This window comes from Candidatus Lernaella stagnicola (assembly GCA_030765525.1).
In the GTDB taxonomy this organism is placed as follows: Bacteria; Lernaellota; Lernaellaia; order Lernaellales; family Lernaellaceae; genus Lernaella; species Lernaella stagnicola.
Window position 1 is genome coordinate 97,316 of record JAVCCK010000027.1, and the last position, 25,766, is coordinate 123,081.

General features: G+C 59.7%; 20 protein-coding genes. 13 read left to right on the top strand and 7 right to left on the bottom strand.

The annotated features are described in order from the left end of the window. Window positions 1–12 precede the first annotated feature (12 nt). From P9L99_12190 to P9L99_12235, 10 genes are all read left to right on the top strand, one after another. On the top strand, window positions 13–1,224 hold the full coding sequence (locus P9L99_12190; GenBank protein ID MDP8224112.1) for a type II secretion system F family protein: 1,212 nt from the start codon (window positions 13–15) through the stop codon (window positions 1,222–1,224). 61 nt (window positions 1,225–1,285) lie between these two features. After that, window positions 1,286–2,899 carry an ATP-binding protein gene (locus P9L99_12195; protein ID MDP8224113.1) on the top strand — a complete coding sequence of 538 codons (1,614 nt, stop codon included), beginning with the start codon at window positions 1,286–1,288 and terminating at the stop codon, window positions 2,897–2,899. A gap of 141 nt (window positions 2,900–3,040) precedes the next feature. Next, the gene (locus P9L99_12200; protein MDP8224114.1) at window positions 3,041–3,598 is read left to right on the top strand and encodes a 2-oxoacid:acceptor oxidoreductase family protein; all 558 of its coding nucleotides are present in this window, start codon (window positions 3,041–3,043) and stop codon (window positions 3,596–3,598) included. After that, complete coding sequence (locus P9L99_12205) at window positions 3,595–3,918, top strand: 4Fe-4S binding protein (protein ID MDP8224115.1); 324 nt, start codon at window positions 3,595–3,597, stop codon at window positions 3,916–3,918. The genes P9L99_12200 and P9L99_12205 overlap by 4 nt, the downstream gene beginning before the upstream one ends. Beyond that, window positions 3,915–5,108, top strand: coding sequence for a hypothetical protein (locus tag P9L99_12210; protein MDP8224116.1), 1,194 nt, complete (start codon window positions 3,915–3,917; stop codon window positions 5,106–5,108). Before P9L99_12205 ends, P9L99_12210 begins: the two co-directional genes overlap by 4 nt. After that, complete coding sequence (locus P9L99_12215; GenBank protein ID MDP8224117.1) at window positions 5,105–6,082, top strand: thiamine pyrophosphate-dependent enzyme; 978 nt, start codon at window positions 5,105–5,107, stop codon at window positions 6,080–6,082. Before P9L99_12210 ends, P9L99_12215 begins: the two co-directional genes overlap by 4 nt. Next, the gene (gene nuoE, locus P9L99_12220) at window positions 6,075–6,575 is read left to right on the top strand and encodes an NADH-quinone oxidoreductase subunit NuoE (GenBank protein MDP8224118.1); all 501 of its coding nucleotides are present in this window, start codon (window positions 6,075–6,077) and stop codon (window positions 6,573–6,575) included. The genes P9L99_12215 and nuoE overlap by 8 nt, the downstream gene beginning before the upstream one ends. Continuing rightward, a complete protein-coding gene (locus P9L99_12225; protein MDP8224119.1) occupies window positions 6,562–8,415 on the top strand; it encodes an NADH-quinone oxidoreductase subunit NuoF in 1,854 nt (617 codons plus the stop codon). Before nuoE ends, P9L99_12225 begins: the two co-directional genes overlap by 14 nt. 6 nt (window positions 8,416–8,421) lie before the next feature. After that, entirely contained in the window at window positions 8,422–9,147 is a 726-nt protein-coding gene (locus P9L99_12230; GenBank protein ID MDP8224120.1) for a 2Fe-2S iron-sulfur cluster-binding protein, read from the top strand. Window positions 9,148–9,375: 228 nt separating this feature from the next. Next, window positions 9,376–13,641 carry a C25 family cysteine peptidase gene (locus P9L99_12235; protein MDP8224121.1) on the top strand — a complete coding sequence of 1,422 codons (4,266 nt, stop codon included), beginning with the start codon at window positions 9,376–9,378 and terminating at the stop codon, window positions 13,639–13,641. Window positions 13,642–13,716: 75 nt separating this feature from the next. Here the strand turns inward: P9L99_12235 and P9L99_12240 are convergent, their stop codons facing one another. From P9L99_12240 to P9L99_12260, 5 genes are read right to left on the bottom strand one after another with little or no spacing between them, the layout of a single operon-like run. Continuing rightward, on the bottom strand, window positions 13,717–14,190 hold the full coding sequence (locus P9L99_12240; protein ID MDP8224122.1) for a YkgJ family cysteine cluster protein: 474 nt from the start codon (window positions 14,188–14,190) through the stop codon (window positions 13,717–13,719). Window positions 14,191–14,196: 6 nt separating this feature from the next. Further along, a complete protein-coding gene (locus tag P9L99_12245; protein ID MDP8224123.1) occupies window positions 14,197–17,352 on the bottom strand; it encodes an efflux RND transporter permease subunit in 3,156 nt (1,051 codons plus the stop codon). A gap of 3 nt (window positions 17,353–17,355) precedes the next feature. Further along, on the bottom strand, window positions 17,356–18,567 hold the full coding sequence (locus P9L99_12250) for an efflux RND transporter periplasmic adaptor subunit (GenBank protein MDP8224124.1): 1,212 nt from the start codon (window positions 18,565–18,567) through the stop codon (window positions 17,356–17,358). Between the two features lie 4 nt (window positions 18,568–18,571). Continuing rightward, complete coding sequence (locus P9L99_12255; GenBank protein MDP8224125.1) at window positions 18,572–19,915, bottom strand: TolC family protein; 1,344 nt, start codon at window positions 19,913–19,915, stop codon at window positions 18,572–18,574. Between the two features lie 34 nt (window positions 19,916–19,949). After that, window positions 19,950–20,573, bottom strand: a complete 624-nt coding sequence (locus tag P9L99_12260; GenBank protein ID MDP8224126.1) for a PadR family transcriptional regulator — start codon at window positions 20,571–20,573, stop codon at window positions 19,950–19,952. Window positions 20,574–20,715: 142 nt separating this feature from the next. Here P9L99_12260 and P9L99_12265 point away from each other — a divergent pair, with 142 nt between their 5' ends. Next, entirely contained in the window at window positions 20,716–21,555 is an 840-nt protein-coding gene (locus tag P9L99_12265) for a hypothetical protein (GenBank protein MDP8224127.1), read from the top strand. A gap of 13 nt (window positions 21,556–21,568) precedes the next feature. On the opposite strand, the gene P9L99_12270 is transcribed toward P9L99_12265, so the two are convergent. After that, entirely contained in the window at window positions 21,569–22,909 is a 1,341-nt protein-coding gene (locus tag P9L99_12270; protein ID MDP8224128.1) for an alpha/beta hydrolase-fold protein, read from the bottom strand. 163 nt (window positions 22,910–23,072) lie between these two features. On the opposite strand from P9L99_12270, the gene P9L99_12275 reads away from it, so the two are divergent. Beyond that, window positions 23,073–24,671 (top strand): hypothetical protein, encoded by a 1,599-nt coding sequence (locus tag P9L99_12275; GenBank protein ID MDP8224129.1) that lies wholly within the window; start codon window positions 23,073–23,075, stop codon window positions 24,669–24,671. A 72-nt stretch (window positions 24,672–24,743) separates the two neighbouring features. On the opposite strand, the gene P9L99_12280 is transcribed toward P9L99_12275, so the two are convergent. After that, window positions 24,744–25,247, bottom strand: a complete 504-nt coding sequence (locus P9L99_12280) for a hypothetical protein (protein ID MDP8224130.1) — start codon at window positions 25,245–25,247, stop codon at window positions 24,744–24,746. Between the two features lie 150 nt (window positions 25,248–25,397). Here P9L99_12280 and P9L99_12285 point away from each other — a divergent pair, with 150 nt between their 5' ends. Then, entirely contained in the window at window positions 25,398–25,760 is a 363-nt protein-coding gene (locus tag P9L99_12285) for a hypothetical protein (GenBank protein MDP8224131.1), read from the top strand. The last annotated feature ends 6 nt before the right edge of the window (window positions 25,761–25,766 follow it).

Below are 25,766 nucleotides of genomic sequence, written 5' to 3' on the forward strand. Positions count from 1 at the left end.
GAGGTCAGCCAGATGCCGGTTTTTAAATGGGAAGGCAAAAGCCGCACCGGCCAAGTCGTCAAAGGCGAAATGGAGGCACCGTCGTCGGACGCGGTAACGCAGAAGCTCCGTTCGCAGCAAATTGTCGCGATGACCGTCAAAGCCAAGGGCAAGGGCTTGGCGGCGCTCAATTTGAATCTGACGGCACCGAAGATCACAGAACGGGAAGTCGTGATTTTCTCGCGTCAGTTCGCCACCATGATCGACGCAGGCCTGCCTCTTGTACAATGTCTCGACATTTTGATCAGCCAGCAGGACAACAAGGCCTTCCAAAGCGTCCTGCAAGACGTTAAAAACGACGTCGAAGCCGGTTCAACCTTCGCCAAGGCGTTGGGAAAACACGGGAAAGTGTTCGACCAGTTGTACGTCGCGCTCGTCGCTGCCGGCGAGGTCGGCGGTATTCTCGATACCATTATGAACCGCTTGGCCGCCTACATGGAAAAGGCCTCCAAGCTGAAAAAGAAGGTCAAAGGCGCGCTGATTTATCCCGGCGTCGTCTTATCCGTCGCGTTCGTCGTCATCATTGTGTTGATGATTTGGGTCGTGCCGGTCTTCCAAAAAATGTTCGAGGACTTCGGCGGCGCGCTACCGGCTCCCACGCAAGTCGTCGTGAATATCTCAGAATTCTTCCGGGGATACTGGTTCATCATCTTCCCCGCCTTGGTCGGTTTGTTCTTCCTCTTCAAGTACTTCGCCGCCACGCCCAAGGGCAGCGCCATGCTGGACGACATTTCGCTGAAATTGCCGGTTTTCGGTGATTTGCTGCGGAAACAAGCGGTGGCCAAGTTCACACGGACCCTGGGCACCATGATTACCTCCGGCGTGCCGATCCTGGATGGTTTGGAAATTGTCGCCAAGACGGCCGGCAACCAGACCATTGAACGCGCCATTATGCAAACCAAGGAGCGCATCGCCGAAGGTAAAACGATCGCCGAGCCGCTTCTGGAGTCAGGCGTGTTCCCGCCGATGGTGTGCCAGATGATCACCGTCGGTGAGGCCACCGGCGCCTTGGACGTCATGTTGGCCAAGATTGCCGACTTTTACGAAGACGAAGTCGACCAGGTCACCGAGAATCTCGCCCAGCTTATCGAACCGATCATGATGGTGTTCCTGGGCGTGATCGTCGGTGGTCTCTTGGTTACCATGTACCTGCCGATCTTCAAGCTCGTTACGGTCATTGGTTAACAGGACAGTCGTCTTACCCATACCCGGGACGGATGAACCCGCCGCCAGTGAACAGGTGCGATTGCTGCAGTGGCTTGTGCTGCTGCGGGTCGTAATCTCCTTTATTCTCCTCTACACGACCTACGTCCTTTACCAACCCAATTCGACGGTGCTGCAATACGGCATTTCGTTGATCGGCGGCAACGTGCTGATGACGTTGCTCTCGGCGATGTTGATCGAACGCCGGGCCACCAGCCGCACCTTCGTGCTCTTTCAACTGTACTGGGATTTCGCCTTTGTCAGCGCCCTCGTATTCATCACCGGCGGCTTCGATAGCCTGTTCAACTTCCTGTACATCCTGACGATTATCTTCACCGCGATCCTCACCAGCCAGGCACACACGATGACTATGGCACTGGCCTGCTCCGCCGCCTATGCCGGCATTTTGCTGGGGCAGCGCTTCGGCTGGATGCATCCACTGGCCATGGACCAACTGGGTTTCGAACCCGCCGCGGACAGCGAAGTATTCGTGAAAATTTCACTGAACGCCCTCGCCTTTATCAGCATGGGCGTGCTGGCGAGCTATCTGGCGGCCCGCGGACGCGAAGCGCATGTACAGGTGCTTCGTCAACGCGAGGAAATGGAAGCCCTGCAACGCTTGAACGAAAGTATCGTGCAGTCCTTGCCCATCGGCCTGATTACCTGTGACGACGAGGATGAAATCACCTTCGCCAACAGCCACGTGGCCGATATCTTGGCCCGCAAACTCAGCGATTTCCGCGGGATGCCCCTTTCGGAGTTGCTGCCCCAATGGGACAAGCACCGTCGCGAGGGCGAGCCTTTTGATATGGACCGCATCATCTCGCGCCGCGGTCGACACCAGACGCTGTCGGTCACAACCAACGCGCTGTGCGACGAAGTGGGACGCATTATCGGCCGCGTGATCACCTTGCAGGACATGACGACCGTCCGCCGCTTGGAGCGCGTGGCCAAACAAGCCGACCGGCAGGCCGCCGTGGCCAAACTCGCCGCCGGCATCGCGCATGAGATCCGCAATCCGCTGGCCAGCATGTCGGGATCCATTCAACTGCTGAGCACGGAACTGAAGCTGGAGCCGGTGCACGAGCATCTGATGAAAATCGTGCTGCGCGAAACCGACCGCCTCAATGAACTTATCAATGACTTCCTGACCTATGCGAGGCCCGCCAAGCGGCGGGACACGGTCGGGGATTTGTCGCAGATTATCGAAGAGCAGCTCCGTGTCCTGGCTAACGACCCGGCGTGCCACAACATCGAGATAGAGACGAACCTGGCGCCCAAGATGATCTGTCAATTCGATCCCGATCAAATTCGGCAACTGCTTTGGAATTTGTTCAAGAACGCGCTTCAAGCCATGGAGGAAGCAGGCGGCACGTTGTCGGTCGGCACCCGCAAACCCGAGCGCTTCCAGGGGTATGTCGAAATCGAAGTGACCGACACGGGACCGGGCATCGAGACGGATAATCTGGATTCCATTTTCGATCCGTTTTTCACGACCAAGACAAAAGGGACGGGGCTGGGGCTGACGATTGCCTACCGCATTGTCGAGAACCACGGGGGGCTGCTTTTCGTGGTCTCCGAACCGGGATTGGGGACGACGTTTCAGGTGTTAATTCCCGGATTGGACATGGTCAGCCTGCCCGCGCCTGAGTCGTGATAACTATCCAATAACAAAGATATTTGACGTCATGTTTTGCTATCAAAATAACTAATTTTGCCGGGTTGACAAGGGTTCGGCAAAGGTATAGGTTCGTGTCGCATTACGACCACACATTGAGCGTTTGCTAAGGGGTTATCGATGATTGAAATTCGCTTTCATGGACGAGGCGGGCAAGGCGCGGTGACCAGTGCCGAATTGCTCGCCCAAGCCGCCATCGCCGAAGGAAAGTTCGCGCAAGCTTTCCCGAGTTTCGGCCCGGAGCGGCGTGGTGCGCCGGTTCTGGCTTTTGCCCGCATCGACGACAAACCCATCCGGTTGCGCCAAGCGATTTACGAGCCCGATGTTGCGATCGTACTGGAAGAGGCGTTGATGAGCATCGTCGACGTGGAATCTGGAATGCACGACGGCAGCATCGTGGTGATCAACACGAGCAAGAGCGCCGCGGAACTGCGCGAAAAGTTCCACCTCACACGGACCTTGTGGTTGGTTGACGCAACCCGCATCGCGATGGAGGGCATCAAGCGGCCCATCACTAACACGACGATGCTTGGCGCGGCGATTCGCGCCACGAAGTGCGTCGATTTGGAACACATGAAAGAGCCGTTGCTGGAGCGTTTCGGGCCCAAAATCGGACCGTTGAACCTTAACGTGCTCACTCGCGCTTTTGAAGAGGCGTCGGAGGACTCGGCCACATGAAAACGAAACTGCTGCCGAATTGGCGGGAAATCCATCTCGGCTGCGTGATACCCGAACCAGGCACGGCCATGGAATACAAAACCGGTGACTGGCGCAGCTTCTATCCGAAAACCGACGAAACCTTGTGCGTCGCCTGCGGCTTGTGCTGGCTGTTCTGCCCGGATGATTCCCGGCAGCCGGTTAAACGCCAGAAGGCCGCGCCCGGCGACATGTACGAGTACTACTACGACTTCGACTTCAACTACTGCAAAGGTTGCGGCATTTGCGCCGCGGAATGCCCGACGCGCGCCATCACGATGGTGGAGGACGTGAAGAAATGAAGAACCGAATCGAACCCGGAAAAACCATCGGTATGGAGATCTCGATCGCGCAGGCCGAGGCCGTCGCCCAGTGCGACGTGGATTGCATCGCGGCCTACCCGATCACTCCGCAAACCCACATCGTCGAACACCTTTCGGAAATCGTGAACGACGGCGACTTGGATGCCGCTTTCATTCCGGTGGAATCCGAACACTCGGCGATGAGTTGTTGCGTGGGCACCTCGGCGACCGGCGCGCGCACCTTCACGGCCACGGCCAGTCAGGGCCTGGCGTTGATGCACGAGATTCTGTACATCGCCTCGGCGATGCGCCTGCCGATCGTCATGTCCTGCGTCAACCGGGCGCTATCGGCGCCGATCAGCATTTGGGGCGACCAAGGCGACATCATGGCCGAGCGTGACACGGGCTGGATACAGCTTTTCACGGAAAGCGGCCAGGAAGTGATCGACCAGACGATCTGCGCGTTTCGCATCGCCGAAGACCACCGCGTCATGCTGCCGCTCATCGTCAATCTCGACGGCTTCCAGATGAGCCACGTGATTGAGCCGATGGCGTTTTACGACACGCAAAAAGTGCAGGACTTTCTCGGCGTGTACGAACCGGTTTACCGCCTGGACCCGCGTGACCCCGTCATGATGGGCCCGGTGGGCATTCCGGAAATCTATCCCGAAACGAAAATGGCCCACAACGAAGCGTTGATTAACAGTCAAGCGGTTATTCAGGAAGTGTGGGACCTGTTCGCCAAAGAGTTTGGCCCGGCGTACCGCCCGTTCGACTTGTACCGGGCCGATGACGCCGAATTCATTTTGGTCACCGTCGGCGGCTTGGGCCAGACGGCCTCGGTGGCGATCGACGAACTGCGTGACGAGGGCATCAAGGTCGGCCAACTGAAGCTGCGCTTGTGGCGACCCTTCCCCCACGCCGAAATTCAGGAAGCGCTCGAGCTGGTCGCCGGTGTCATGGTCTTCGATCGCTGCCTGAGCATGGGCGGCCCCGGCGGACCGGTGGGCTCGGAGATCAAAACCAGCATGTACAACCTGAAAAAACGGCCGACGATCTCCAATTTCATCGGCGCGCTCGGTGGACGTGACGTGACCGTGCAGGAATTCAAGGACATGATTAAAAAGGGTATCGGATACGTCGAGAAAGACGACGCCCCGATGTACGAAATGTGGGGGGTGCGCGAATGAGCGAAGTCAATTACGGCGTCTATTCCGCGCGGCTGTTGCCCCAGGAAGAGCTGTTCACCAAGGGACACCGCGCTTGCCAGGGTTGCATTCCGGCCCTGATGCTGCGGCAAATCACCAAGGCGGTCGGCCGCGAACTTATCGTGTGCAATGCCACGGGCTGCATGGAGATCATTGCCAGCCCTTATCCCTTCAACGCTTGGCGCGTGCCCTGGATTCACGTGGCGTTCGAAAACGCCGCCGCGGTGGCTTCGGGTGTGAGTTCGGCAATGGAAGTGCTCAAGCGCAAGGGCCGGCACTTTCACGACCGCAAAAAGAAGATTGCGGTCATGGGAATCGGCGGCGACGGCGGCACGATGGATATTGGCCTGCAGGCGCTCTCGGGCGCTCTCGAGCGCGGGCACGATTTCTTTTACGTCTGCTACGACAACGAAGCATATATGAACACGGGCATCCAGCGTTCCTCGGGAACGCCCATGGGCGCTTCGACCACGACCAGCCCCGCGGGAAAAGTGGTTCCCGGCCAGGTCACGTGGAAGAAGAACTTCGCCGAAATCGCCGTCGCACACGACATTCCCTACGTGGCTACGGCGTGCCCGAGCTTTCCCTTCGACCTGATGCGCAAGGTGAAGCACGCCGCGGATGTCAACGGCCCGGCGGTGCTGCACATCTTCGCGCCCTGCCCGACCGGCTGGCGCTGCGCCGGCGACGCGGGCATTCGTTTGGGCCGCATGGCGGTCGAAAGCGGCATCTTCCCGTTGTACGAGGTAATTGACGGTAAATACATCATCAATCTGGATATCGAAACGGTGAAGAAAACCGTCGAGGATCCTTTGGCTGAAATGAGCGAGTACTTCTTCCAGCAGGGCCGCTTCCGGCATCTGAAAACCAAGGAAGATCTGCTCGGCGAGATCCGCGACCGCACAATGAAACAATGGAGACGACTTAAAGCCAAAGCGGAGATGAGCCATGTGTGACTGCCAGACGAAGGTGGATACCGCAAAGATTGACGAAATGATCGACAAGTACGGCAAGGACCCGTCCAGCCTCATTTTGGTGATGCAGGATATCCAAGCCGAGTATCGCTTCCTCCCGGAGCCCGCGTTGGTCCATATCGGCGAGGAACTCGGCGTGCCGATGTCGCGCATTTATAATGTCGCAACCTTTTACAGAACCTTCAGCCTCAAGCCGAAGGGCAAGCATCAAATCCATGTCTGCATGGGTACCGCGTGCCACGTGCGCGGCGCCAAACGCATTTTCGACGGTGTGGCCCGCGAGCTGGGCGTCGAGGCCGGTGAAACCACCGAAGACGGAATGTTCACCCTCGAAACGGTCAATTGCCTCGGCAGTTGCGCCCTCGGGCCCTTGGTGACAGTCGACGAGGAATACGTCGGTAAAGCGACGCAGGCAAAGATGAAGAAAGTCATCGACCACTTGAAGAAAGAGGGAGAGGGCAATGGCGAGGCTTAAGAACTACGAAGACCTGGAACAGCTTCGCGAACAAGTTGTCGCGACCCGCGAATCCGAAGAGTTGATGGTGGCGGTGTGCGCCGGTACCGGCTGCAAAGGCTCCGGCGCGGACGCGGTCGTCGCGGCGTTCAAAGCTGAGCTGGAGAAACAGGGTCTGGCTAATAAAGTGACGTTTCGCGCCACGGGCTGTCACGGTTTTTGCGAACGCGGCACCTTGGTCGTGATTTATCCTCAGAAGCTTTTCTACCAGTTAGTCGGCCCCGATGACGTGGCGGAAATCGTTGAGAAGACCGTCAAGAACGGGGAAATAATCGAGCGGCTGCTCTTTCAGGAAAGCAAGGACGTCGACCCGGTGCAGCACGAAGCGGACGTCCCGTTTTACAAGTATCAAAAGCGGCTCATTTTCGGCAACAACGGCCGCATCGATCCGAAATCCATCGAGGACTACATCGCGTGGGGCGGTTACGTGGCGCTGGCCAAAGCGTTGCGCGACATGAACCCGGATTCGGTTCTGGAAGAAGTCAAAACCGCGAACCTGCGCGGGCGCGGCGGCGGCGGTTTCCCGGCGGGAATCAAGTGGGAAACCACCAAGAAAGCGCCCGGGGAGCCCAAGTACGTGCTGTGCAACGCCGACGAAGGCGACCCCGGCGCGTATATGGACCGCTCGCTGCTGGAAGGCAATCCGCACTCGGTGTTGGAAGGCATGCTGATCGGCGCCTTCGCCATCGGCGCCGGCCAGGGCTTCATTTACGTGCGCAACGAATACCCGCTGGCGGTGGAAAACACGATGGTGGCGCTCGAGCAAGCGCGCGAATTCGGCTTGCTGGGCGACGACATTTTGGGCTCCGGTTTCTCGTTCGATGTCAAAGTGAACCGCGGCGGCGGCGCCTTTGTGTGCGGCGAATCGACGGCGCTGTTTGCGTCGGTGGAAGGACGGCCGGGCGAGCCGCGCGGCAAATTCGTTCGGTCGGCCGAACGCGGGTTGTACGACAAGCCGTCGAATCTGAACAACGTCGAAACCTGGGCCAATGTACCGATCATCATTCGCGACGGCGCGGCGAAATTCCGCGAGATCGGCACCGAAGGCAGCCCCGGCACGAAGATCTTCTCGCTCGTGGGCAAGATCAACAACACCGGGCTGGTGGAAGTGCCCATGGGCATTACGCTGCGGGAGATCATCTACGATATCGGCGGCGGCATTCCCAACGGCAAGAAATTCAAAGCGGTGCAGACCGGCGGCCCCTCCGGTGGCTGCATCCCGGAAGAACACCTGGACCTCCAAATCGATTTCGACAAGCTCAACGAAGTCGGCTCGATGATGGGTTCGGGCGGCTTGATCGTCATGGACGAAGATACGTGCATGGTCGATATCGCGCGGTATTTCATCGAGTTCCTGTGCGAAGAAAGCTGTGGAAAGTGCCTGCCCTGCCGCGAAGGTCTCGCGCAATTGTGCAAGCTTTTGCAGGGCTGCTGCCAGGGGACGGCCGAGCCGGGCGACCTCGAATTGATCGCCGACTTGTGCGACACCATTGCCGAAACCAGCCTCTGCGCATTGGGCCAGACGGCGCCGAACCCGGTGCTGTCGACCATCAAATTCTTCCGCGACGAATACGAGGCGCACATTCACGACAAACGTTGTCCGGCGGGCGTCTGCCCCGATCTGCTGACGTTCTCGGTGATCGACGAAAAATGCATCGGTTGCGGCGCGTGCAAGCGCGTGTGCCCGGTCGACGCGATCGAGGGCGAGAAAAAAGAGATCCACAAGATTCTCGACGACAAATGCATCCGCTGCGGTCAGTGCTTCGACGCCTGCCCCGTGGACGCGATCTTGAAGGAGTAGGAAGACATGGCCGAGTTGATCAAAGTTACCGTCAACGGCAAGGAGATCGAGGTCCCCTACGACACCCAACTCCTGCAAGCCTGTCGCCAGGCCGGCGCCGATGTGCCGACCCTGTGCCACAACGAAAACCTCAAGCCTTACGGCGTGTGCCGCATTTGCTCGGTGGAAATTAACGAAGGGCGCAAAACGCGCATCGTTCCCTCGTGTGTGTACACGGTGCGAAAGCCGGTCACCGTCGAAACCGACACGCCGCGAATTCGCAAGCATCGGGCCATGCTGCTCAACCTGCTTTTGGCTCGCTGCCCGGGCGAGAAAGTTGTGCAGGATTTAGCGGCGGAGTTCGGCGTCACCGAACCGCACCCGCGTTTCGAGAAGCGCAACGACGACTGCATTTTGTGCGGCATGTGTGTGCAGACCTGTCGTGACATCGTCGGTGTGGCGGCCATCGCGTTTGAAGGTCGCGGCACGACTCGGCGGGTCACGCCGCCGTTCGACAAGGAAAACGACGTTTGCATCGCCTGCGGCGCGTGCGCGTACGTCTGCCCGACCCAGTGCATCGACTTCCACGACGAAGCGGGCACGCGGCACCTGGATCGTTGGCACCGCGAAACCGAACTGTTGGTGTGCGACAAATGCGGCCGATACTGGCTTCCCGACGCTTTCGCGCATGTCTTTCACAAGCGGATGGGCATCGACCCGGCTTCGCTGACGACCTGCCCCAACTGCCGCTGACAACCGGCGCTTTTAACCACGACGCCGCGCCACCGAGCGCGGCGTTTTCTTTTCGTTTTGGCGCTCCGCCGGCGAAAATGAATCACGATTCAACAGGTTTGCGAAAAGCCCCCTCTTGGCGATAATATGAATCGGTTTTGGTGAGATCATTCTCAGTAGGGATTGGTGTGCGCCAATCCCGCTTGGGTTTTCATGGGATCACCCGTAATCAGTAGGAGACTTGCAGTTATGTATTTTAGACGTTTTGGCCTGGCCGTCGTGTTGCTGGCGCTGGTCGTTTCGGCCGCAGTCGCCGGCACGAAATGGATTGCCTTCGACGGCACACGCGCAACGCAGGATCTCGCTGTATACGTCACGACGAATACGGCGCAATCCTTATCGTTTTCTGTACACATTCCCACGGTTCGCATTCAAGAAATTACCGCCGAGGACGAGGTGTGGCAGCAGCTTGATTTCAAGCGGGCCAGCATTCACGCCCGACCCGGCGAGCCGCAAGTGCCGGTCGTGACGCGCTGGATCGCCGTGCCCCAAGGTGCGGACGTACGCATCAAAGTCGACGCCGGCAAATACAAAGAACTCGAAGGCATCAACCATTTCCCCGCGCAGATTCCGCCCGTGGATTGCTATACCGGCGACGACGACCCCGGCTTTAGCTGCGGCCCCGTGTACGAGCGGGATGCCTTCTTCCCCGGCGCCTTCTACAGCACCGAAGGCCCGACCTCCGTGCGCGGCATGCGCTTGCTGCGCCTCGACCTCTTCCCGGTCCAGGTGAACCCTGTCACGGAAGTGGCTCGGATTTATTCCACACTCAACGTGGACGTGAGTTTCACCGGCGGCCAAGGGCGCTTCTTCACCGACCGCCGCGCGAACGGCTTCCAGAAAATTTACGACATTGCGATGAACCGCATGGCGTTCCGCGACGAGCCGGCGCCCGCACTGACGGGCAAAAGCCCGACCGGCGCCGAGTACCTGATGATCGTACCGCCGACGTGGACCGACGCCATCGCGCCGCTGGCCGAATGGAAAACCCTGCAGGGCTACGACACTGAGGTGTACACGACCGACGATTCAGGCACGACCTGCGAATCGGTCAAAGCCTTTATGCAAAACGCCTATGACACTTGGGACCCGGCGCCCGAATTCGTTTTGTTCGTGGGTGACGCCGAGTTCATCAATCCTTGCTACGAAGTCTACGACTACGGCGAATACATCGGCTCCGACCTTCACTTCTGCCAGCTCGAAGGCGACGACGAATGGCCCGAATGCGCCAGCGGCCGCATCAGTGTCGACACCGCAGCGGAGTTGGAAGACCGCGTCGCCGACATCCTGATGTACGAACGCAATCCGCTCTCGGGCGCGGCGTACGACGACTATTACAGCACCGCCGTGAACGCGGCGTATTTCCAGCCCGGCTGGAGCAGCAGCAGCGAGGCCGAGCGTCGTTTCTGCCGCACCAGCGAAGAGATCTATCAGTGGTTCAATTACGCGATGGTCGACAGCCCCTTCGACGCCTATCGGCTCTTCTTCACCGATAGCTCTGCCGACCCGATGTACTGGAACCAGGCGACCTACAACTGGACCCCCGACTGGTGGGCGGGCTTGGGCTACGACGATTACAACATCCCGCCCGAATTACTGCGCACCAACGGCTTTGCCTGGGATGCCGGCGCGACTGACATTGCCGCAATGGTCAATGCGGGCGCGGCTTTCGTGACCCACCGTGACCACGGCGGCGTCGACGGCTGGTCGGAACCCGCCTTCTCCAACAGCGACGTGCAGGCCCTGGCCAACGGCGACAAGCTCGTCGCGTTGTGGTCGATCAATTGCTTGACCGGCTATTTCGATAACGAAACCGGCAGCGGCAGCCACGCGATGGCGTTCACCGAAGAGTGGGAACGTCATCCGAACGGCGGCGCGGTCGGCATTCTGGCATCTACCCGCGTGTCTTACTCGGGCCGTAACGACCGCATGGTCTGGGGCTGGATGGACTCGCACTTCCCGGAATACGAGCCGAATTGGCCCGAAACTAAGGTGCCCAACGATCCCGAATGGCGGATGGGCCTCGTGCTGACCTACGGCAAGCTGTACATGGATCACTACTACCAGGACGATCCGTACCGCTTGGCGGGCATCACGGAATTCCATTGGTTCGGTGACCCGACGATGGAAATGTGGGCCGGCGTGCCCGGCACGATGACCGTCTCACACCTGCCGATTATTCCGATGGGCGCCGCGAGCTTCTCGGTTGATGTCAACGTGGACGGCGCGCTGGTCGCGCTCGTGCAGGACGGCATCATCCTCGGCAAAGCGATCAGCAGCGCCGGCACGGCGGAAATCGCCTTTGACGGCCCGATCACGGTGGTGGAAGACGTGAACATCACGGTCACCCGCCGCCAGTACCGGCCGTACGAAGAAACCGTGATGGTCGGCGCCACGGATGACGGCGTGGTGAATCTGAACCGCGCCATGTACACCGAAGACGACACGATCGAAGTGAGCGTTTCCGACGCGGGCCTGATCGGCCTGGGTACGTATTCGCTGCACATCGACAGTGATAGTGAAACCGGCGGCGAAGATATCCTCTGCACCGAGTTGGTGATCGGCGACGGTCCCACGGGCAGTTTCTTCGGCTCGATCGAAGTGACGACCGCCCCGGCGACGGCCAACGGTGTGCTGTCGATCGGCGACGGCGACACCGTCACCCTGTACTACCATGACGACGACACCGGCTCGGGATCCCCGGCCGACAAAACCGACACCGCCTACGCCGACACCGCCGCTCCGACCTTTGCCGGCGCGGTCAGCGCCGTAGGCAGCGATCACAGAATGACCATCACCTGGCACGCGGCTACCGATTTGACGCCGCCGATCACCTACCAGATCTACCGCGCCGAAACCTCGGGCGGTCAAGTGTTCACGACGCCGCTGGCGGAAACCGGCGACACGCAGTTTGTCGATACCGGCCTGCCGAACCTGGTCGAGTATTTCTACGTGGTTCGTGCCACCGACTCGTTGGGTCATCAGGACACCAACACGGCGGAAGTGAGCGACTACACCGTCGGACCGGTGACGATCTGGGAAGAGGATTTCGATCCCGACGGTATTCCCGCCAGTTGGGAAATCATCGATGGCGGCAATACGGGTCCCAACTTAAGGTGGAACACGGAAAACTTCGGCGGCCGCACCAGCGATATGTTTGACGGCCTGTTCGCTATCGCGGATTCCGACGAAACCGGCAGCGGTCCCGACTGGGACGACTACATGATCACCGAAGCGATCAACTGCAGCGGGTACTCGGGTATTCGCTTGTTGATGACCCACTACTACCACTCGCTGACCGGCGACCAGGCGACGTTGTATATCTCTACCGACGGCGGCGACACGTGGGAGGAAGTGGTCGACTACACCGGCAGCAGCCGCGAACAAGCCGAAGACATCGACGTATCCGAATGGGCCGACGGCCAGTCCGACGTGCGTTTCTCGTTCTACTACGCGGGCGACTACGACTGGTGGTGGGGCGTGGACAACCTCGAGCTGATCGGCCAAGTGGATGACGCGCCGCCGATCATCGAAGACTTCGCGGCCTCGACGGTGGCCGGCCCTGCGCCGCTGACGGTGAACTTCGACGCGACAACCAGCGGACAGGTTTCCAGTTGCGAATGGGATTTCGGCGACGGCAACCTGTCGTACGAAATGGCGCCGACGCACGTATATGACGAAGTGGACACCTTCGCGGTAACGCTGACGATTGAAAACCCCTACGGGGCCGATACCCTGACGAAAAACGCGTACATCGAAGTCTCGTGTCCCGCACCGGTGGTCGATTTCGAAGCCGACGTGACCGAAGGCGAAACGCCGCTGGAAGTCTCCTTCACCGACCTGTCGGATGCTTACGAAGGCTGCGACCCGACGTCGATCGCCTGGGACTTCGGTGACGGCACCACGGTGCCTGATGTCAACAATCCCAGCCACACCTATGACGCGCCGGGAACCTACACGGTGAGCCTTACCTACACCACCGAGTACGGCGACGGTGAGTTCGTCGAAGAGAAAGTGGATTACATCGACGTCGTTTGCGGCCTGCCCGTCGTCGACTTCGAAGCCGATGTAACCGAAGGCGAAGCGCCGTTGACCGTGCAATTCACGGATCTATCCGACGTGGCCACCGGCTGCGAGATCGATTCCTGGACTTGGGGCTACGGTGTGGATCAAGCGAGCTTGACCACGGTTCAAGAGCAGAACCCCGAAATCACTTTTGAGGAGCCGGGCGTGTACCACATCGCCTTGCGCGTGACGAACGAAGCCGGCGCGGACAACGAACTGAAGGCTTCGTACATTACGGTCACGGAGGCAGGCAGTGACGATGACGCCACCGACGATGATGACGACGACGACAACGATGACGACGCCAGTGATGATGATGCGGCCGACGACGATGCCGTTGATGACGACGACAACAACGACGACGACGATAGCGGCGGCTGCGGTAGTTGATAACCGGAGTTAAAAGCCAAGCCGGGGCGGCTTCGCCCCGGCTTTTTTTTGTCGTGAATGACGTTGACGCCCGATCTACCAGCCGCGTCGCGTCCGCACCCACGTGATGAAGTTCGCCCCGAGCCCCGCTCCCAAATGCCGCACCGCCTCGCGCACGATATGGCAATCCGCGTAGGGCGCCTCGTGTAGCGAGGCCCAATCGTAGATGTACGGAAAAGCGAAGCACGCCTGCGGCCGGAAATTCGGATCGGTCTCGAACAACGTGCACACATTGCGGTCGGGGTCGAATGCGCGGCACGTGAACCACGACCCCTCCGCGGTCGGCGGCGGATCATCAAGCGGCACGAAAAGATCCAACACAGCGTCCAGGTCGGGCGGCAGCCCGGCGGTGTCGCCCGCGTCACGGCGCGCCTGCCACTCGCGCAGGGTCTCGTCGGTGACACTCAGGAAAAACGCGCGGCAACACGTGCCGCACCGGGCGCATGAGATCGTCAGCGGGATATCGTCGGGAACGCGAATCGCTCCCCACGGCGTGTCGATGAGGGCCATGCCGACCTAAGCTTCGACGCTCGCCGGCAGTTCTTCGCCCCGTCGCAGGGCGCGTCGCGTGCGGCGTTTTTCCTTACGCCGTTGCCGCCAGCGCGGGATGTCGTCGATCAAAATGCGATAGATACACGGGATGACGAAGAGGGTCATCAGCGTGGAACCGAGCATGCCGAAGACAATGACGTTGGCCAGCGGCGACCAGGTTTCGCTACGCCCCCCGAGCCCGATGGCCGTGGGCAGCAGGCCGCCGATCGTCGTGATGGTCGTCAGCAAAATTGGCCGCAGCCTGAGAGATCCGGCGCGGAACAGGCTGTGCCACGTGCCCAGCCCGGAAGCGCGCGCCTTGTTGATGAAATCGATCAGCACGATGGCGTCGTTAACCGCCACCCCCGCCAGCGCGACCATGCCGTACATCGCCACGATGGAAAACGGCGCGCCGGCCACGAGCAAACCGAACATCGCGCCGATGAAGGCGAAGGGAATCGTGAACAGGATGATGAAGGGCTGCTTGAAGCTCTTAAATTGCCCGCCCAGGATCACGAAAATAAGAAACACGCCGACCAGGAAAAGCCGTTTGAGCGCCGCGAAAGACTCTTCGAATTCCTTGAACTGGCCGCTGCTATCGAGTTTGTAACCGGGATACTGCCGCGAGAGTTCGCGATCCCAGTAATCCAGGAGTCCCGCGTTGATCGTGACCAGCTCGTTGCTGTGAGCGGGGTCGATACCGGCCGACACGGCGATGTAGCGCTCCTGGTCGATGCGCTCGATCGTCGGCGATGCATCGACGACTTTCAGATCGGCGACAGCGGAAAACGGCACCCAAACCACCTGGCCGGTCGGCCCGGTGCCCGGCACCCGCAGGCGAGAGATCGTGGTCATATCTTTTTCGAAGTTGCGCGGGTAGCGCACGACCACCTCGACTTCGTCGTTGCCGTCGCGATAGCGCGTGGCGATCTGCCCTTCAAAGGCGGTGCGCACGAAAGCGGCGATTTTCAACAAGTCCAGCCCGTAATAGGAAGCGGCCGATTCGTCGACGATCACCCGCATTTCCTTCTTGGCGCTGTTCCAGTTGTCTTTCACGTCCACGACGCCCGGCACCTCGATAAGGTAGGCCTGTATCTTGTCGGTGATTTCCTCCAGGACGTCGAAATCGCCGCCCATCACCCGCACGTCAATGGGCCTTCCGGTCGGCGGGCCGCCGTGCGGCTTGCGGAACTCGAGTTTGGCAATGCCGGGGATGTCGGTCAGCCGCGTCCGCAGGTCGTCAATGATTGCATCCAGCGAACGCCGCCCCTCTTTCTTGCTGGGGAGTTCGATCACCACCTCGCCGATGTTGTTGGCGAAGACCCAATCGGATTCGGTGCGCATCAACCCGGCGGTTCCCTGAATCGATAACACCTCTCGCTTGGGCAATTGCATCGCCGCGCGCTCGACCTGTTCCAGCGTGTCGTTCGTCACCTCGAGGCTGGTGCCCGTCGGCAATTCGACGAACACCTGGAACATGTTGATTTCCTCCGAGCCGGAAAGCTCCACGCCCACCACCGCGGTCAAGGACCCGGCGCCGATCAGCGCCACGACGAGAAAGACCATCACCCATCCACGCCGCCGCATGATTTTCGCGAGAATGTGGATGTACAGCCTCTGCAAACGCTTGACCCAGGCGGGCGTCGGCGCGATGCGGTGCCGCTTGGTGGTCCACTCGGCGAAGTGGGAAGGCAAGAAAACGAAAGCCTCGACCATGCTCGCGGCCAGCACGAGACACACGACGATGGGAATGATGCGCATGAATTTGCCCATGATGCCGGGCATGAGCATGAGGGGCAGAAATGCGGCGACGGTCGTCATCGTGGCCGAGACCACGGGCATGAAAACCTCTTCCGTGCCCTCGATGGCGGCTTGGCGCAGCGACTTGCCCATCTGATAGTGTCGGTAACTGTTTTCGACGATGATGATCGCGTCATCCACGACGACGCCGAGTACGAGAATGAGGCCGAAAAGCGTGTTGGCGTTGAGCGAATGGCCCGTGTAGTACATGAAAATGAACGTGGCCAGGAAAGTCAGCGGAATGCCGATCGCCACGAGCAGCGCGTTGCGGGCGCCAATGGCCAGGTAGAGGAAAATGATCACCAGGATCAGGCCGAGCGCGCCGTTGTTGCGCAGCACGCTCATGATTTCTTCGATTTGTTTGCTGGTGTCGGAACTCCAGGTCAATTCCACCCCGGCGGGCAAGGACGGACGAATCTCTTTCACCAGCGCCTTGACGTCGTCGACAATGTCGATCGTGCTGGCTTCGGAGCGCTTGGCGATATTGATCGACACGGCCTTGTTGCCGTTCAGGCGTGAAATCGTCGTCCGTTCCTGGAAGCCGTCGGTGACTTGCGCGATGTCGTCGATCGTCAGTGCGGCGCCGCCCGGCAGGCTGCGTACCACCACGCCCTTGATGCGCTCGGCATCCTCAAAGCGACCCACGGTGCGCAGGAGGAATTCTTCGCGACCGGCCCGCACCTTGCCGGCGGGCACATTTTGATTGGCCTGGGCGAGCGCGTAGGCGATCATGTCCGGTGATAAGCCGTGCGCCTCGAGCAGTTCCGGCTCGACCTCGATCCAAACCTGGCGGTCCTCGGTGCCGGTCAGTTCGGCCTTGGCGACGCCGCGCACCTGCAGCACACGCCGTCGAATGTCGATCACCAGTTTGCGCAACTCGAGTTCGGTCAGCGGCCCGCCCAGGTGCAGCGTCAGGATGGGCACCATCTCGGTGGTGTCGAACTCTTTGACCTGCATATCGCGGCGGGTGTTTTCGGGCAGATTCTGAACCTTGTCGATTTCCGCCTTCAAGTCCAAAAAGCGCGAGCGGAACACGTCGTCATCCATGGTCCGGAACTTGACCATGATGAAGCTGTGGCCCTCTCCCGAACTGCTGATGATATCCTCAATGTCGGCAATGTCCTGGATTTCCTCCTCGATGGGAATCGTGACCAACTGCTCGACTTCTTCGCTGCTGGCCCCCGGCCATGGAGTGATGACGAAAACCCAGTTGAACTTCACCTCGCTGACCAGTTCGCGCGGCATGTCGAGAAAAGCGAACAGGCCGATAATCATGATCGTCGCCATCAAGATGTTGACGAGTACCGGGTTATCGACCGAAAGGCGGATAATGCCCTTCATGGCTCAGCCCTCCGTCGCCGGTTCATCCGGTGTGGGCGCCGCGGCTGCTCCGACCGGTGGCGCGACGCGCTCGCCGTCCTTTTCCACGATGGTCAATGGGCTGCCGTGCTTGACGGAGTTTTGTCCCACCGTGATCAGCAGGTCGCCCGGCGCCAGGCCTTCCACGATGCGCACTTGCTGGCCGCTGCGTGACCCGAGCACGACGGGCCGGGACGCGGCGGTAAACTCGCCGTCTTTTTCCACGGCGACGTACACCAAGTCTTTCTGATTCTGCCGCACAACTTCATCGCGGGTGACGACCACCGCGTCGGGAATGCGGTCCAGTTCGATTTCCACCGTGGCGCGCATGCCCGCCATCAGCATGCCGTCGTCGTTATCGATTTCCACGCGCACCGGGAACGCGCCGCTGCCGCGCGCCGCCGCCACGCCGGTGCGGGTAATGCGGCCGGGGAATTCGCGCTCGGCCACCGCAGGCACGGTAACCGGGGCCACCATGCCTTTTTTCACGAGGAGTATCCGGCTTTCCGACAGGGCGAGATCCACTTTCACGACACCGTCTTTGACCATGGTGATCACCGGCGTACCGGGGCTGACCAATTCGCCGGGGCTGGCGAGTCGTTCACTGATCCGCCCGGCAAATGGCGCGCGAATGATCGTTTCGGCAAGATTACGCCGAGCCGTGGCCAATTGAGCTTCGGCCAGCCGCGTCTTGGCTTCGGCGGAATCAGCGTTGCCGACAACCATGTCGAATTCTTCCTGGCTTAGATGCCCTTGGGCCAAGAGCTTTTTCGCGCGGTCCCGTTGGTCGCCGTACAACTTGGTCATGGTTTTCGCTTCGGCCAACTGAGCGTTGGCGCTGCGAAACGCAAGCTGGTACGCGGAGGCGTCGAGAATCACCAAGGACTGGCCTTTGCGGACCCGGTCGCCCAGATCGGCCCGGATCTCGCGCACGCGCGCCGACACTTCGGCGTTGAGTTGCGCTTCTTCCAAGGCCTGCAAAATTCCCGTTTGGACGATACGCTCCACGAAGGGCTGCGCCTGCACGGTCACGATGTTGACGGGCCAGCGGTCTCGTTCGACTTGTCCGGCGAGTTGTTCCGATTGGCTCAGCGTACGGTTCAAGACCGCGACCGTGATCGTCGCCGCCAGAAACAACACGAATAAACCAATTACCACCCAACGCCGCCGGTTGTTCGTCTGCCCGTTCTGCGTCATCGGACTAGTCCTCCGTCTGCGCGCTTGCGTATTCCCAATCGGCCAAGGCAACGTAGAAATCGCTAATGGCGCTGATCAAATCGGATCGCGCCTGCAAGTAGGCAATCCGGGCATCGAGTAGTTCCAGATTGGTCGCCATGCCCAACCCGGCCCGGCTTTCGACGATCTCGAGATTCGCCTGCGAACTTTGGACCGCCTTGCGCGCCGACATGACCCGCAGGCGCGCGCTGCGCAAATTCAATTTCGAGGCATACGCGCGCTGCAAAAACGTGCGGTTGAATTGATCGGCGGCCATCGACGCCTGCTGGCGGGCGCGAACGGTTTTGCCGATGCCCGTCACGCGGCGCAGGCCTTGGAAAAGCGGTATCTCCACCGTGATGCCCATGTTCCAACTGGTATCTTCGTCGGGTTCGATCGTGTCGTTGGTGAGCCAGTTATAGTTGTAGAAAAAATTGACGTTGGGGAACAATCCGCCGATTTGCGCTTCGGCTTCCACGCCGGCCAGTTTCACCGTCCCGGCGGTTTGCCGCACGGCCGGGTGGTTGTTGATTGACAGCGGGTCGTCAATGCCGACGCCTTCGATGCCCTTCGTTTTCTCGATTTCTACCGTTACCGCGTTGGTATCCAGACTCGGCAACTCCCAGCGCTGATTGACGGGGCCGCCAATGATCCGGGCCAGTTGCATGAGCGCCTGAGCGTGCGCGTTTTCCGCTTCGGCCACGCCGCCTTCGGCCTTCGCGGCTTCGGCTTCCCAGCGCAGCACGTCGGATTTGGTCGCCGAGCCGACTTCGTATCGCGCCCGTTGCAGACGCAACGATTCCTGCGCCAGCGACAACGCCTCGCGGGCCACAACCTTCAGTTCGCGCGCGGTCGTGACGCCGTAATACGCCTGTTTCACTTCCAGGGCGACGTTCATGCGCGTGTTCTGTTCGCCCAGGTGAGCGTTTTTGCGCGTGAAGGCCCCCGCCCGAATGGCGGCGATCTCGGCGGCGCCGTTGAAAATCGGTTGGACGACGGATACGGCGCTGGAATAGCTGTCCTCGAAGACAGACTGCTTGGCGTCCGGATTGAATTGCTTCTGCAATTCAAACGCGGCTTCCGCGTCGCTGAAAGTATCCTCATCCAGGCGCGACCAGGTCGTGTTGTAACTGACCCGCGGCAGGTAGTTCGAAATCGAGTTGGCCAGCCCCCAATCGGCGGCGGCGCGTTCGTATTGAACCTGTCGCATGGCGCGGCTTTGCCGCAAGGCGAGTTCAATCGCCTTTTCCAGCGTCAGTTCCTCGGCGGCGACCGGCACAGCGGCCATTAGAAAAAACATCACAAGCAATGCTGCCGTTCGTTTGCCCATGGAGAATCTCCTCGGCGCGTCCAAGCGCGACGATCTAATTGGTTTTGACTTCCTCGCTCACTTCGTGCGGCGGATGGGCGTCGAGCCAATCACGCACCGATTTGCCCGCAAAGGGATCGTGATTGGCGAAACGCTCGGCCACTTCGAGCAGGAAATCTCTCTCGGTTTCAAGATGCATCTGGTGATGACGGACCAATATCTGCGCGATTTCGTTTCCGTGATGCGTTGTTTTCAGCGCTTCCATCAGTTCGTAAAGTTGCTGCGATTTTTCGGCCCGGTCGTGTAGTTTTTCCTCCACCAATGAACGGTCCAAACTGCCGCTGAAGAACAACGCGACATCCAACAAGAAGAAAAACTGCTGGTAGGCGTCGAGGCTTTCCAAGAGCATCTCGTCGAAGGCGTGGCGGCCTTTGTCGGTGATCTGGTAGATCATGCGCGAGGGCTGCGCCCCTTCCTTTTCTTCACGCACGGGCTCGACCAAGCCCTCCTGCGCGAGCTTTTCCAGCGCGTAATAAATGGAGCCGAATTTGATGTTGGTCCACGGACCCATGAAACGTTCCATCACTTTCTTGAGTTCGTACCCGTAGAAATCCTTCTCCTTGAGAAAACCCAAAATCGCCAATTGCACGTTGTACGCGAATTTCTTATTTCGATTCATTTATGGGACCCCAGCACTCCGTTCGTGGTTCACTTTTGTATATTCAATAACGAATATGCTGTCAATCGAATCCTTGCGGCGCCGTCGCGATCGATATACCCTGCCGCCACCCATTGATTTCAAGGAAGTTGCGCCGACCAACGTGAACAAACAACGCACCATATACTTCGTGTGTCTCGCAACTCTTCTCATCGCCGGTTGTGTCCCCGGTCAGCGCGCGCACGACATCGCGCTTCACCGCTTTGGTGACGCCGACGCCACGGTGTTGCTCGTTTCGCTACCCGACCACCTTTGGATCGAGTCACACGATTCCACCCTTGCCGGTCGGCAGGAAATCAATATCGAATCGCGGCGCGTCCCCATCGATTTGCGGGATATCGCGGCCGACTGGCCCCAGCGCCTGGCTGCCTCGTTGACCGCGTGGCGCAATCCCCGTTTCGTGGCTGCCTCGACGGCGGAGCAGTGGGTGGAGCGATTCGCCGACGATCCTCGGCGAGTCGGGCAAGCGAATTATCGGTTGCTCGAACCTTACCGCCCGCCACCGGCGCGCCGCGATCCCTTCGCTCCACGCCCCGCTTCCGAAGGCGACTTGAACGATCCGTGCGCCGAGAAGGCGTTGGTGCGCGCGACAATTCGTGTCGATAATCTGCCTCGTCCTTTGTGGTACGCCTTGGAGCCCGAGCGACTCGCGGCACATTTCGGCGCCGATCAATTGTTGTTGATTTCCGTGGAATCGATTCATGTGCGCCAGGAAAGTGCGCGGTCGGACGTGACGTTTCAGATTGGCGCTCACTTGCTCGAACTGCACCATCCGCTGCTGGCGCTCAGTGTGGCCGACCCATTCTCCGGCACGGGACCAAACGGGCCGCAAGCCGAAAACTGGGGCACCGTGAAAGAAAGTCTGGACAAGGTCGTGACGGGCTATGCGGACGTTCTGGCGCGTCACCTTGGTTGGCTGGGCGACCCGAAATCCGACAGTTAGCCTACCGCGTGACTCACTTCGCCTGAAAGCGTTGATTCATCCAGTTGATCGCTTCCCGCAAGTGCTTGTTGAAGAAGGGCATGTCGTGTCGGCCGGGCCGGACGTGTGCCTCGGGGTACAATGTGGCCCCGGCGGCGGTGACCAACTTGTCAAACTCGAAGCGTTGCGCATCGATGTTGAAGTCGTCCTTATCGCCCACCAGGTACCAGATATGCACGCCGCGCAAATCGGGCTTTTCCGCGCGCAGCCGATCCACCGGGTTGTTGTCCCGCACGCGTTCCCAAACCGCCTTTTCGTCGGTCCATACCGGGCCGCCGAGTTTGTCGGAGTCGAACACCGGATGCAGGAACATCCGCTCCACGAACAAGCGCCCGCGGATGCCTTCGTGCGTGGTCATTTTGCGGTTGGGCCGGTCCTTGGTAATCGGTTGGTAGCAATCGGGCGAATAGTCGGCGAGGCGATTGTCGCCGCCGCAGCTATAGCGAAGGTCCAAACCCGGATAAAACGCGCCGACATTCGGGAAGCGCCGCGGGTCATCCAGCATGTAGTTGATCGCCATCATGCCGCCCATGGAACCGCCGAGCAGCACGGTGTCGCCGGGCTTGTCGGAGATGCGGTAGGTTTCCAACAGGTACGGCATTATCTCCTGCGTGAAATGGTCGGCGAAGCGACCCACATTGGAGTTGACGCCCCAACTGCCGCCGTTTTCATCCCACGGCGTAGACAAATCATCCAGACCGTTTCCACCCAGCGAAGAGTCGGGAAAAACCGTGATCGTCGCCGGTAAGCGACCCGCCTGCTGCGCTTCATCCAGCGCCTTGGCGAAAGCGTAGATGGCATGCCCCGGCCGTTGCCCAAAACCGTGAAAGGCCACGATGAGCGGCAGTTTGTCGGTCGTTTCTTCATACCCTGCGGGGAGGTGGATGAACATGTCGCGCGGCCCGGCCACCATGCGGCTCGGGAAACCCTCGCGGCAGCGAATCCCCTTGCCGGTCGCCGTCACGCCGCCGAGCGGATCGGCCATGCCCTCGCCTTCTCGACAACCGCGCTGCATGTACGCCACGATCGTTCCGGGGCCGTCGTAGGAGATACCTGGGGAAGCCCAAGGCACAAAGCGCATGCCGTCGGGGACCCATTCCGGCTGGCCCTTGTTCGGTGCGGCTTGTTTCCGCCAACCGGCCCGCTGGCGCGACACGGAAACCACGATGATCACGGCCAGCAAGACGAGTACGACCGCCGGCACGAGGCAGCCGATCACCACCAACTTGCGTCGCGGCTTGCGCGGCGCGGCGGTTTCGCTTTCGGTCGCTTCGTCGGTTGTTTCGGCTTGCTGCATATCGGTGTCGTGATCCATGGTCGCATCCTTTCTCAAACTGCCGCTTTGTATCACACCGCATGCCGCGTCGAAAGAGGATGAGCGCCCGGCGGTCAATCGCCGTTTTGGCGCCGCTGTTGACGAGGCGCGTTTTTACCCTCCTAATAGCGGGCGTTCTGTGAACTGCCGCAAGGAGCCTGCCATGCGTCGAGTAGTAGTGATTATTTCGTTGTTTCTTTCCCTGACTATCGGTATTGCGGCCGCCGCGCCGCCCGATCCGGTCCTGCACGAAAAAGCCCTGGGATACGTGGATTACATCCAGAATTGGGCCAGCAACGGCTTCGGCCCGTGGGAAGATTGGGATTCCATCGGCGGTGTCTGCGAACAGACGTACACCGACGAAACACTTACCGAACTCGAACGTTTGCGCGGCAGCGGCGATTCGACGATTTGGACCGGCATGTACTGCGCCAGTCAAGCGCTGCGCTACATGTCTACCGGCGAAGAGGCCGCCCGCGACGAAGTGCTGCGCGTGGCCGCCTACCTGCACCACGTCAAGGAAGTGACCGGCACGCCCGGCTACGTAGCCCGTTTTGTGGCGCTGGACGAAGAGCCCTGGAACCGGGAATACGTTGGCCACGATTCCAAAATTCTCGGGGAAGGCGAATACGAAGGTTTCTACTGGGTCGACAACACGAGCCGCGATCAATACACCGGCTGGTGGCTGGGATTATCGCTGGCTTACGAAGCGGTGGACGACCCGGACATGCGCGCCACGATTCGCGCCGATTTCAAGGACGTGATCGACACGCTGGTGGAAAACCATTGGCGCATCGTGGATCAAGACGGCATCGTCGACGGCAACGGCGCGGCCTCCGTGCTGCCCACGCTGCGCTTATCCTGGGTGCTGCAGGCGGCCAGCGTCGGCGCCGATCCGAGCTATTGGGATCTGTTCGACGAACTGTGGGACAACTGGGCTTGGTATCTATGGCTCGACAATTTCACGTGGCTCAACACCTACGGCCAATACTTCGGCTTCAACTTGAATCACAACACCTTCCTGCAGTTGTTTCGCTTGATCCCCGATCGCGAGCGCTTCGATTACCTGTGGCGGATGTGGAATTTCAGCGTCCGCAAATGGGTGCAATGGACGCACAACGCCTGGTTTGACTCGGTGTATCTCGCCGGTTGCCATCGCGGCGGAATGTGCGAGGCGCCCGAGATAGAGGACATCGGCGCGGATATCGTGAACACGTTGACCATTTTTCAGGAGGCGCCCAATCAGGCGTTCAACCGCACGCCGCCCGAGCTGCCGTTGGATCCCTTCTCCGTGATCATGGACCAGTTGCAGGAATGGCTGCCTTTCCTGGAAGACATTTTCGGCATCAGCGTGCGTACCAAAGAACCGCATGATTTCGAAAACCGCTGCTGGTCGGATATGATCTGGCAACGCACTCCCTACCACATTTCCTGCTCCGAGCAGCCAGCCAACCGCGTCGGTCCCGGCACGGACTATTCCATCGCCTATTGGACCGCGTTCTACTACGGCGCGGTGCCCAGCGACGGCCCCTACGGCGACGACGATTTGGGAGACGACGACGACGACACCACCGACGACGACACCACCGACGATGACACGGCCGGTGACGACGACACAATCGATGACGATGACGACGCCGACGACGACTCGGTCGATGACGACGACGACGCCGTTGGTGACGATGACGACACCGATGATGGTGTTAATGACACCGATGACGATGATGATGATGACAATGACGACAGCGGTTGCGGCTTGTGATCGACTGATTCAGCCAACAAAAAAACGGCCGGGCTAATAACCCGGCCGTTTCCTTTTTTTCGACGCTATGTACTAAGCCAAACGGAAGCTCGCAACAAAAGCGGGAGTCGTGCTGAAGCGGAAGTAGGTGATCGACTTCGATACCAGCCGGCCGGTGTCCCGCTCGCTCAGCGTGCCGTAACACGTGGTGTGAGTTTTGTGCACGTTCCACGGGCGGAGATTCACTTTCTCCCCGATAAACAGGTACTCGGTGCCGCCAATCTCAAAGGTGAAGGTGTAGCGAATTTTGCCTTCGGTGAAATAAAGCAATTCCAGCGAGCCATCGCACGGCGCGTCTTCGCACAGCCCTTCGATGGTCACGGTGCCGCGCAAGTCGTTGTACATGAACTTGCCGCCGATGGGGTTGATGAATTCGGATACGTGCTTGGGGCCCCAAGTGACGCGAAATTCCATGAATTTTTCGCCGGGCTCACCGAAACCGGGTTCGAACTCGTGAGTTCCGGTCATGACTTCATCCATCGTAAAGCCCAAACGGCGCTCGTCCACCATGTTTTTGATGTCGTTAATGCGGCCCATGGTCCTCGACTCCTACGTGAATTTATTAACAAGGAAGTGAATTATGAACCAGCTTGACGCGGCGTGTCAACATCCGAGCGTCAACTTTCTTTTTGGAATCGCGTGGGCTAGTATATGCCAAACTTATCCACGCACCGGAGTTGGAATTCGATGCCCAATTTGAACATGGTCCTCCTCGGATTGATCGGCCTGACTTACTTGATGCTGCTTGGCGTTGCCATCACCGGCGCACTCCAACTGGTTCAACGTGACAACAAATCGCTGCGCGCGATACATCGTTGGTCGGCGGTACCGGCCGTGGTGTTTTGGGCGTTGGTTCATGTCGTGGCGATCTTCATCAAATCCAAAATGTTGGTGACTTTTCTGCTTTTTCTGGCCCTGGTCTTCGCTGGCGCGCTGACCGGTTGGCTGGTAAAACCAGGATGGCGCCGCGCGATGCACATCGTGCTTGGTGTGGCGACCTTTTTGTTGTTCACGCTATTTATTTTCGTGAACCTGATGACGGCGGCATAACAAAAC

Coding starts and splice junctions, on each gene's coding strand:
- P9L99_12190 (MDP8224112.1), top strand. CDS start 13: ATGCCGGTTTTTAAATGGGAAGGCAAAAGCCGCACCGGCCAAGTCGTC.
- P9L99_12200 (MDP8224114.1), top strand. CDS start 3,041: ATGATTGAAATTCGCTTTCATGGACGAGGCGGGCAAGGCGCGGTGACC.
- P9L99_12205 (MDP8224115.1), top strand. CDS start 3,595: ATGAAAACGAAACTGCTGCCGAATTGGCGGGAAATCCATCTCGGCTGC.
- P9L99_12210 (MDP8224116.1), top strand. CDS start 3,915: ATGAAGAACCGAATCGAACCCGGAAAAACCATCGGTATGGAGATCTCG.
- P9L99_12215 (MDP8224117.1), top strand. CDS start 5,105: ATGAGCGAAGTCAATTACGGCGTCTATTCCGCGCGGCTGTTGCCCCAG.
- nuoE (MDP8224118.1), top strand. CDS start 6,075: ATGTGTGACTGCCAGACGAAGGTGGATACCGCAAAGATTGACGAAATG.
- P9L99_12225 (MDP8224119.1), top strand. CDS start 6,562: ATGGCGAGGCTTAAGAACTACGAAGACCTGGAACAGCTTCGCGAACAA.
- P9L99_12230 (MDP8224120.1), top strand. CDS start 8,422: ATGGCCGAGTTGATCAAAGTTACCGTCAACGGCAAGGAGATCGAGGTC.
- P9L99_12235 (MDP8224121.1), top strand. CDS start 9,376: ATGTATTTTAGACGTTTTGGCCTGGCCGTCGTGTTGCTGGCGCTGGTC.
- P9L99_12240 (MDP8224122.1), bottom strand. CDS start 14,190: ATGGCCCTCATCGACACGCCGTGGGGAGCGATTCGCGTTCCCGACGAT.
- P9L99_12245 (MDP8224123.1), bottom strand. CDS start 17,352: ATGAAGGGCATTATCCGCCTTTCGGTCGATAACCCGGTACTCGTCAAC.
- P9L99_12250 (MDP8224124.1), bottom strand. CDS start 18,567: ATGACGCAGAACGGGCAGACGAACAACCGGCGGCGTTGGGTGGTAATT.
- P9L99_12255 (MDP8224125.1), bottom strand. CDS start 19,915: ATGGGCAAACGAACGGCAGCATTGCTTGTGATGTTTTTTCTAATGGCC.
- P9L99_12260 (MDP8224126.1), bottom strand. CDS start 20,573: ATGAATCGAAATAAGAAATTCGCGTACAACGTGCAATTGGCGATTTTG.
- P9L99_12270 (MDP8224128.1), bottom strand. CDS start 22,909: ATGGATCACGACACCGATATGCAGCAAGCCGAAACAACCGACGAAGCG.
- P9L99_12275 (MDP8224129.1), top strand. CDS start 23,073: ATGCGTCGAGTAGTAGTGATTATTTCGTTGTTTCTTTCCCTGACTATC.
- P9L99_12280 (MDP8224130.1), bottom strand. CDS start 25,247: ATGGGCCGCATTAACGACATCAAAAACATGGTGGACGAGCGCCGTTTG.
- P9L99_12285 (MDP8224131.1), top strand. CDS start 25,398: ATGCCCAATTTGAACATGGTCCTCCTCGGATTGATCGGCCTGACTTAC.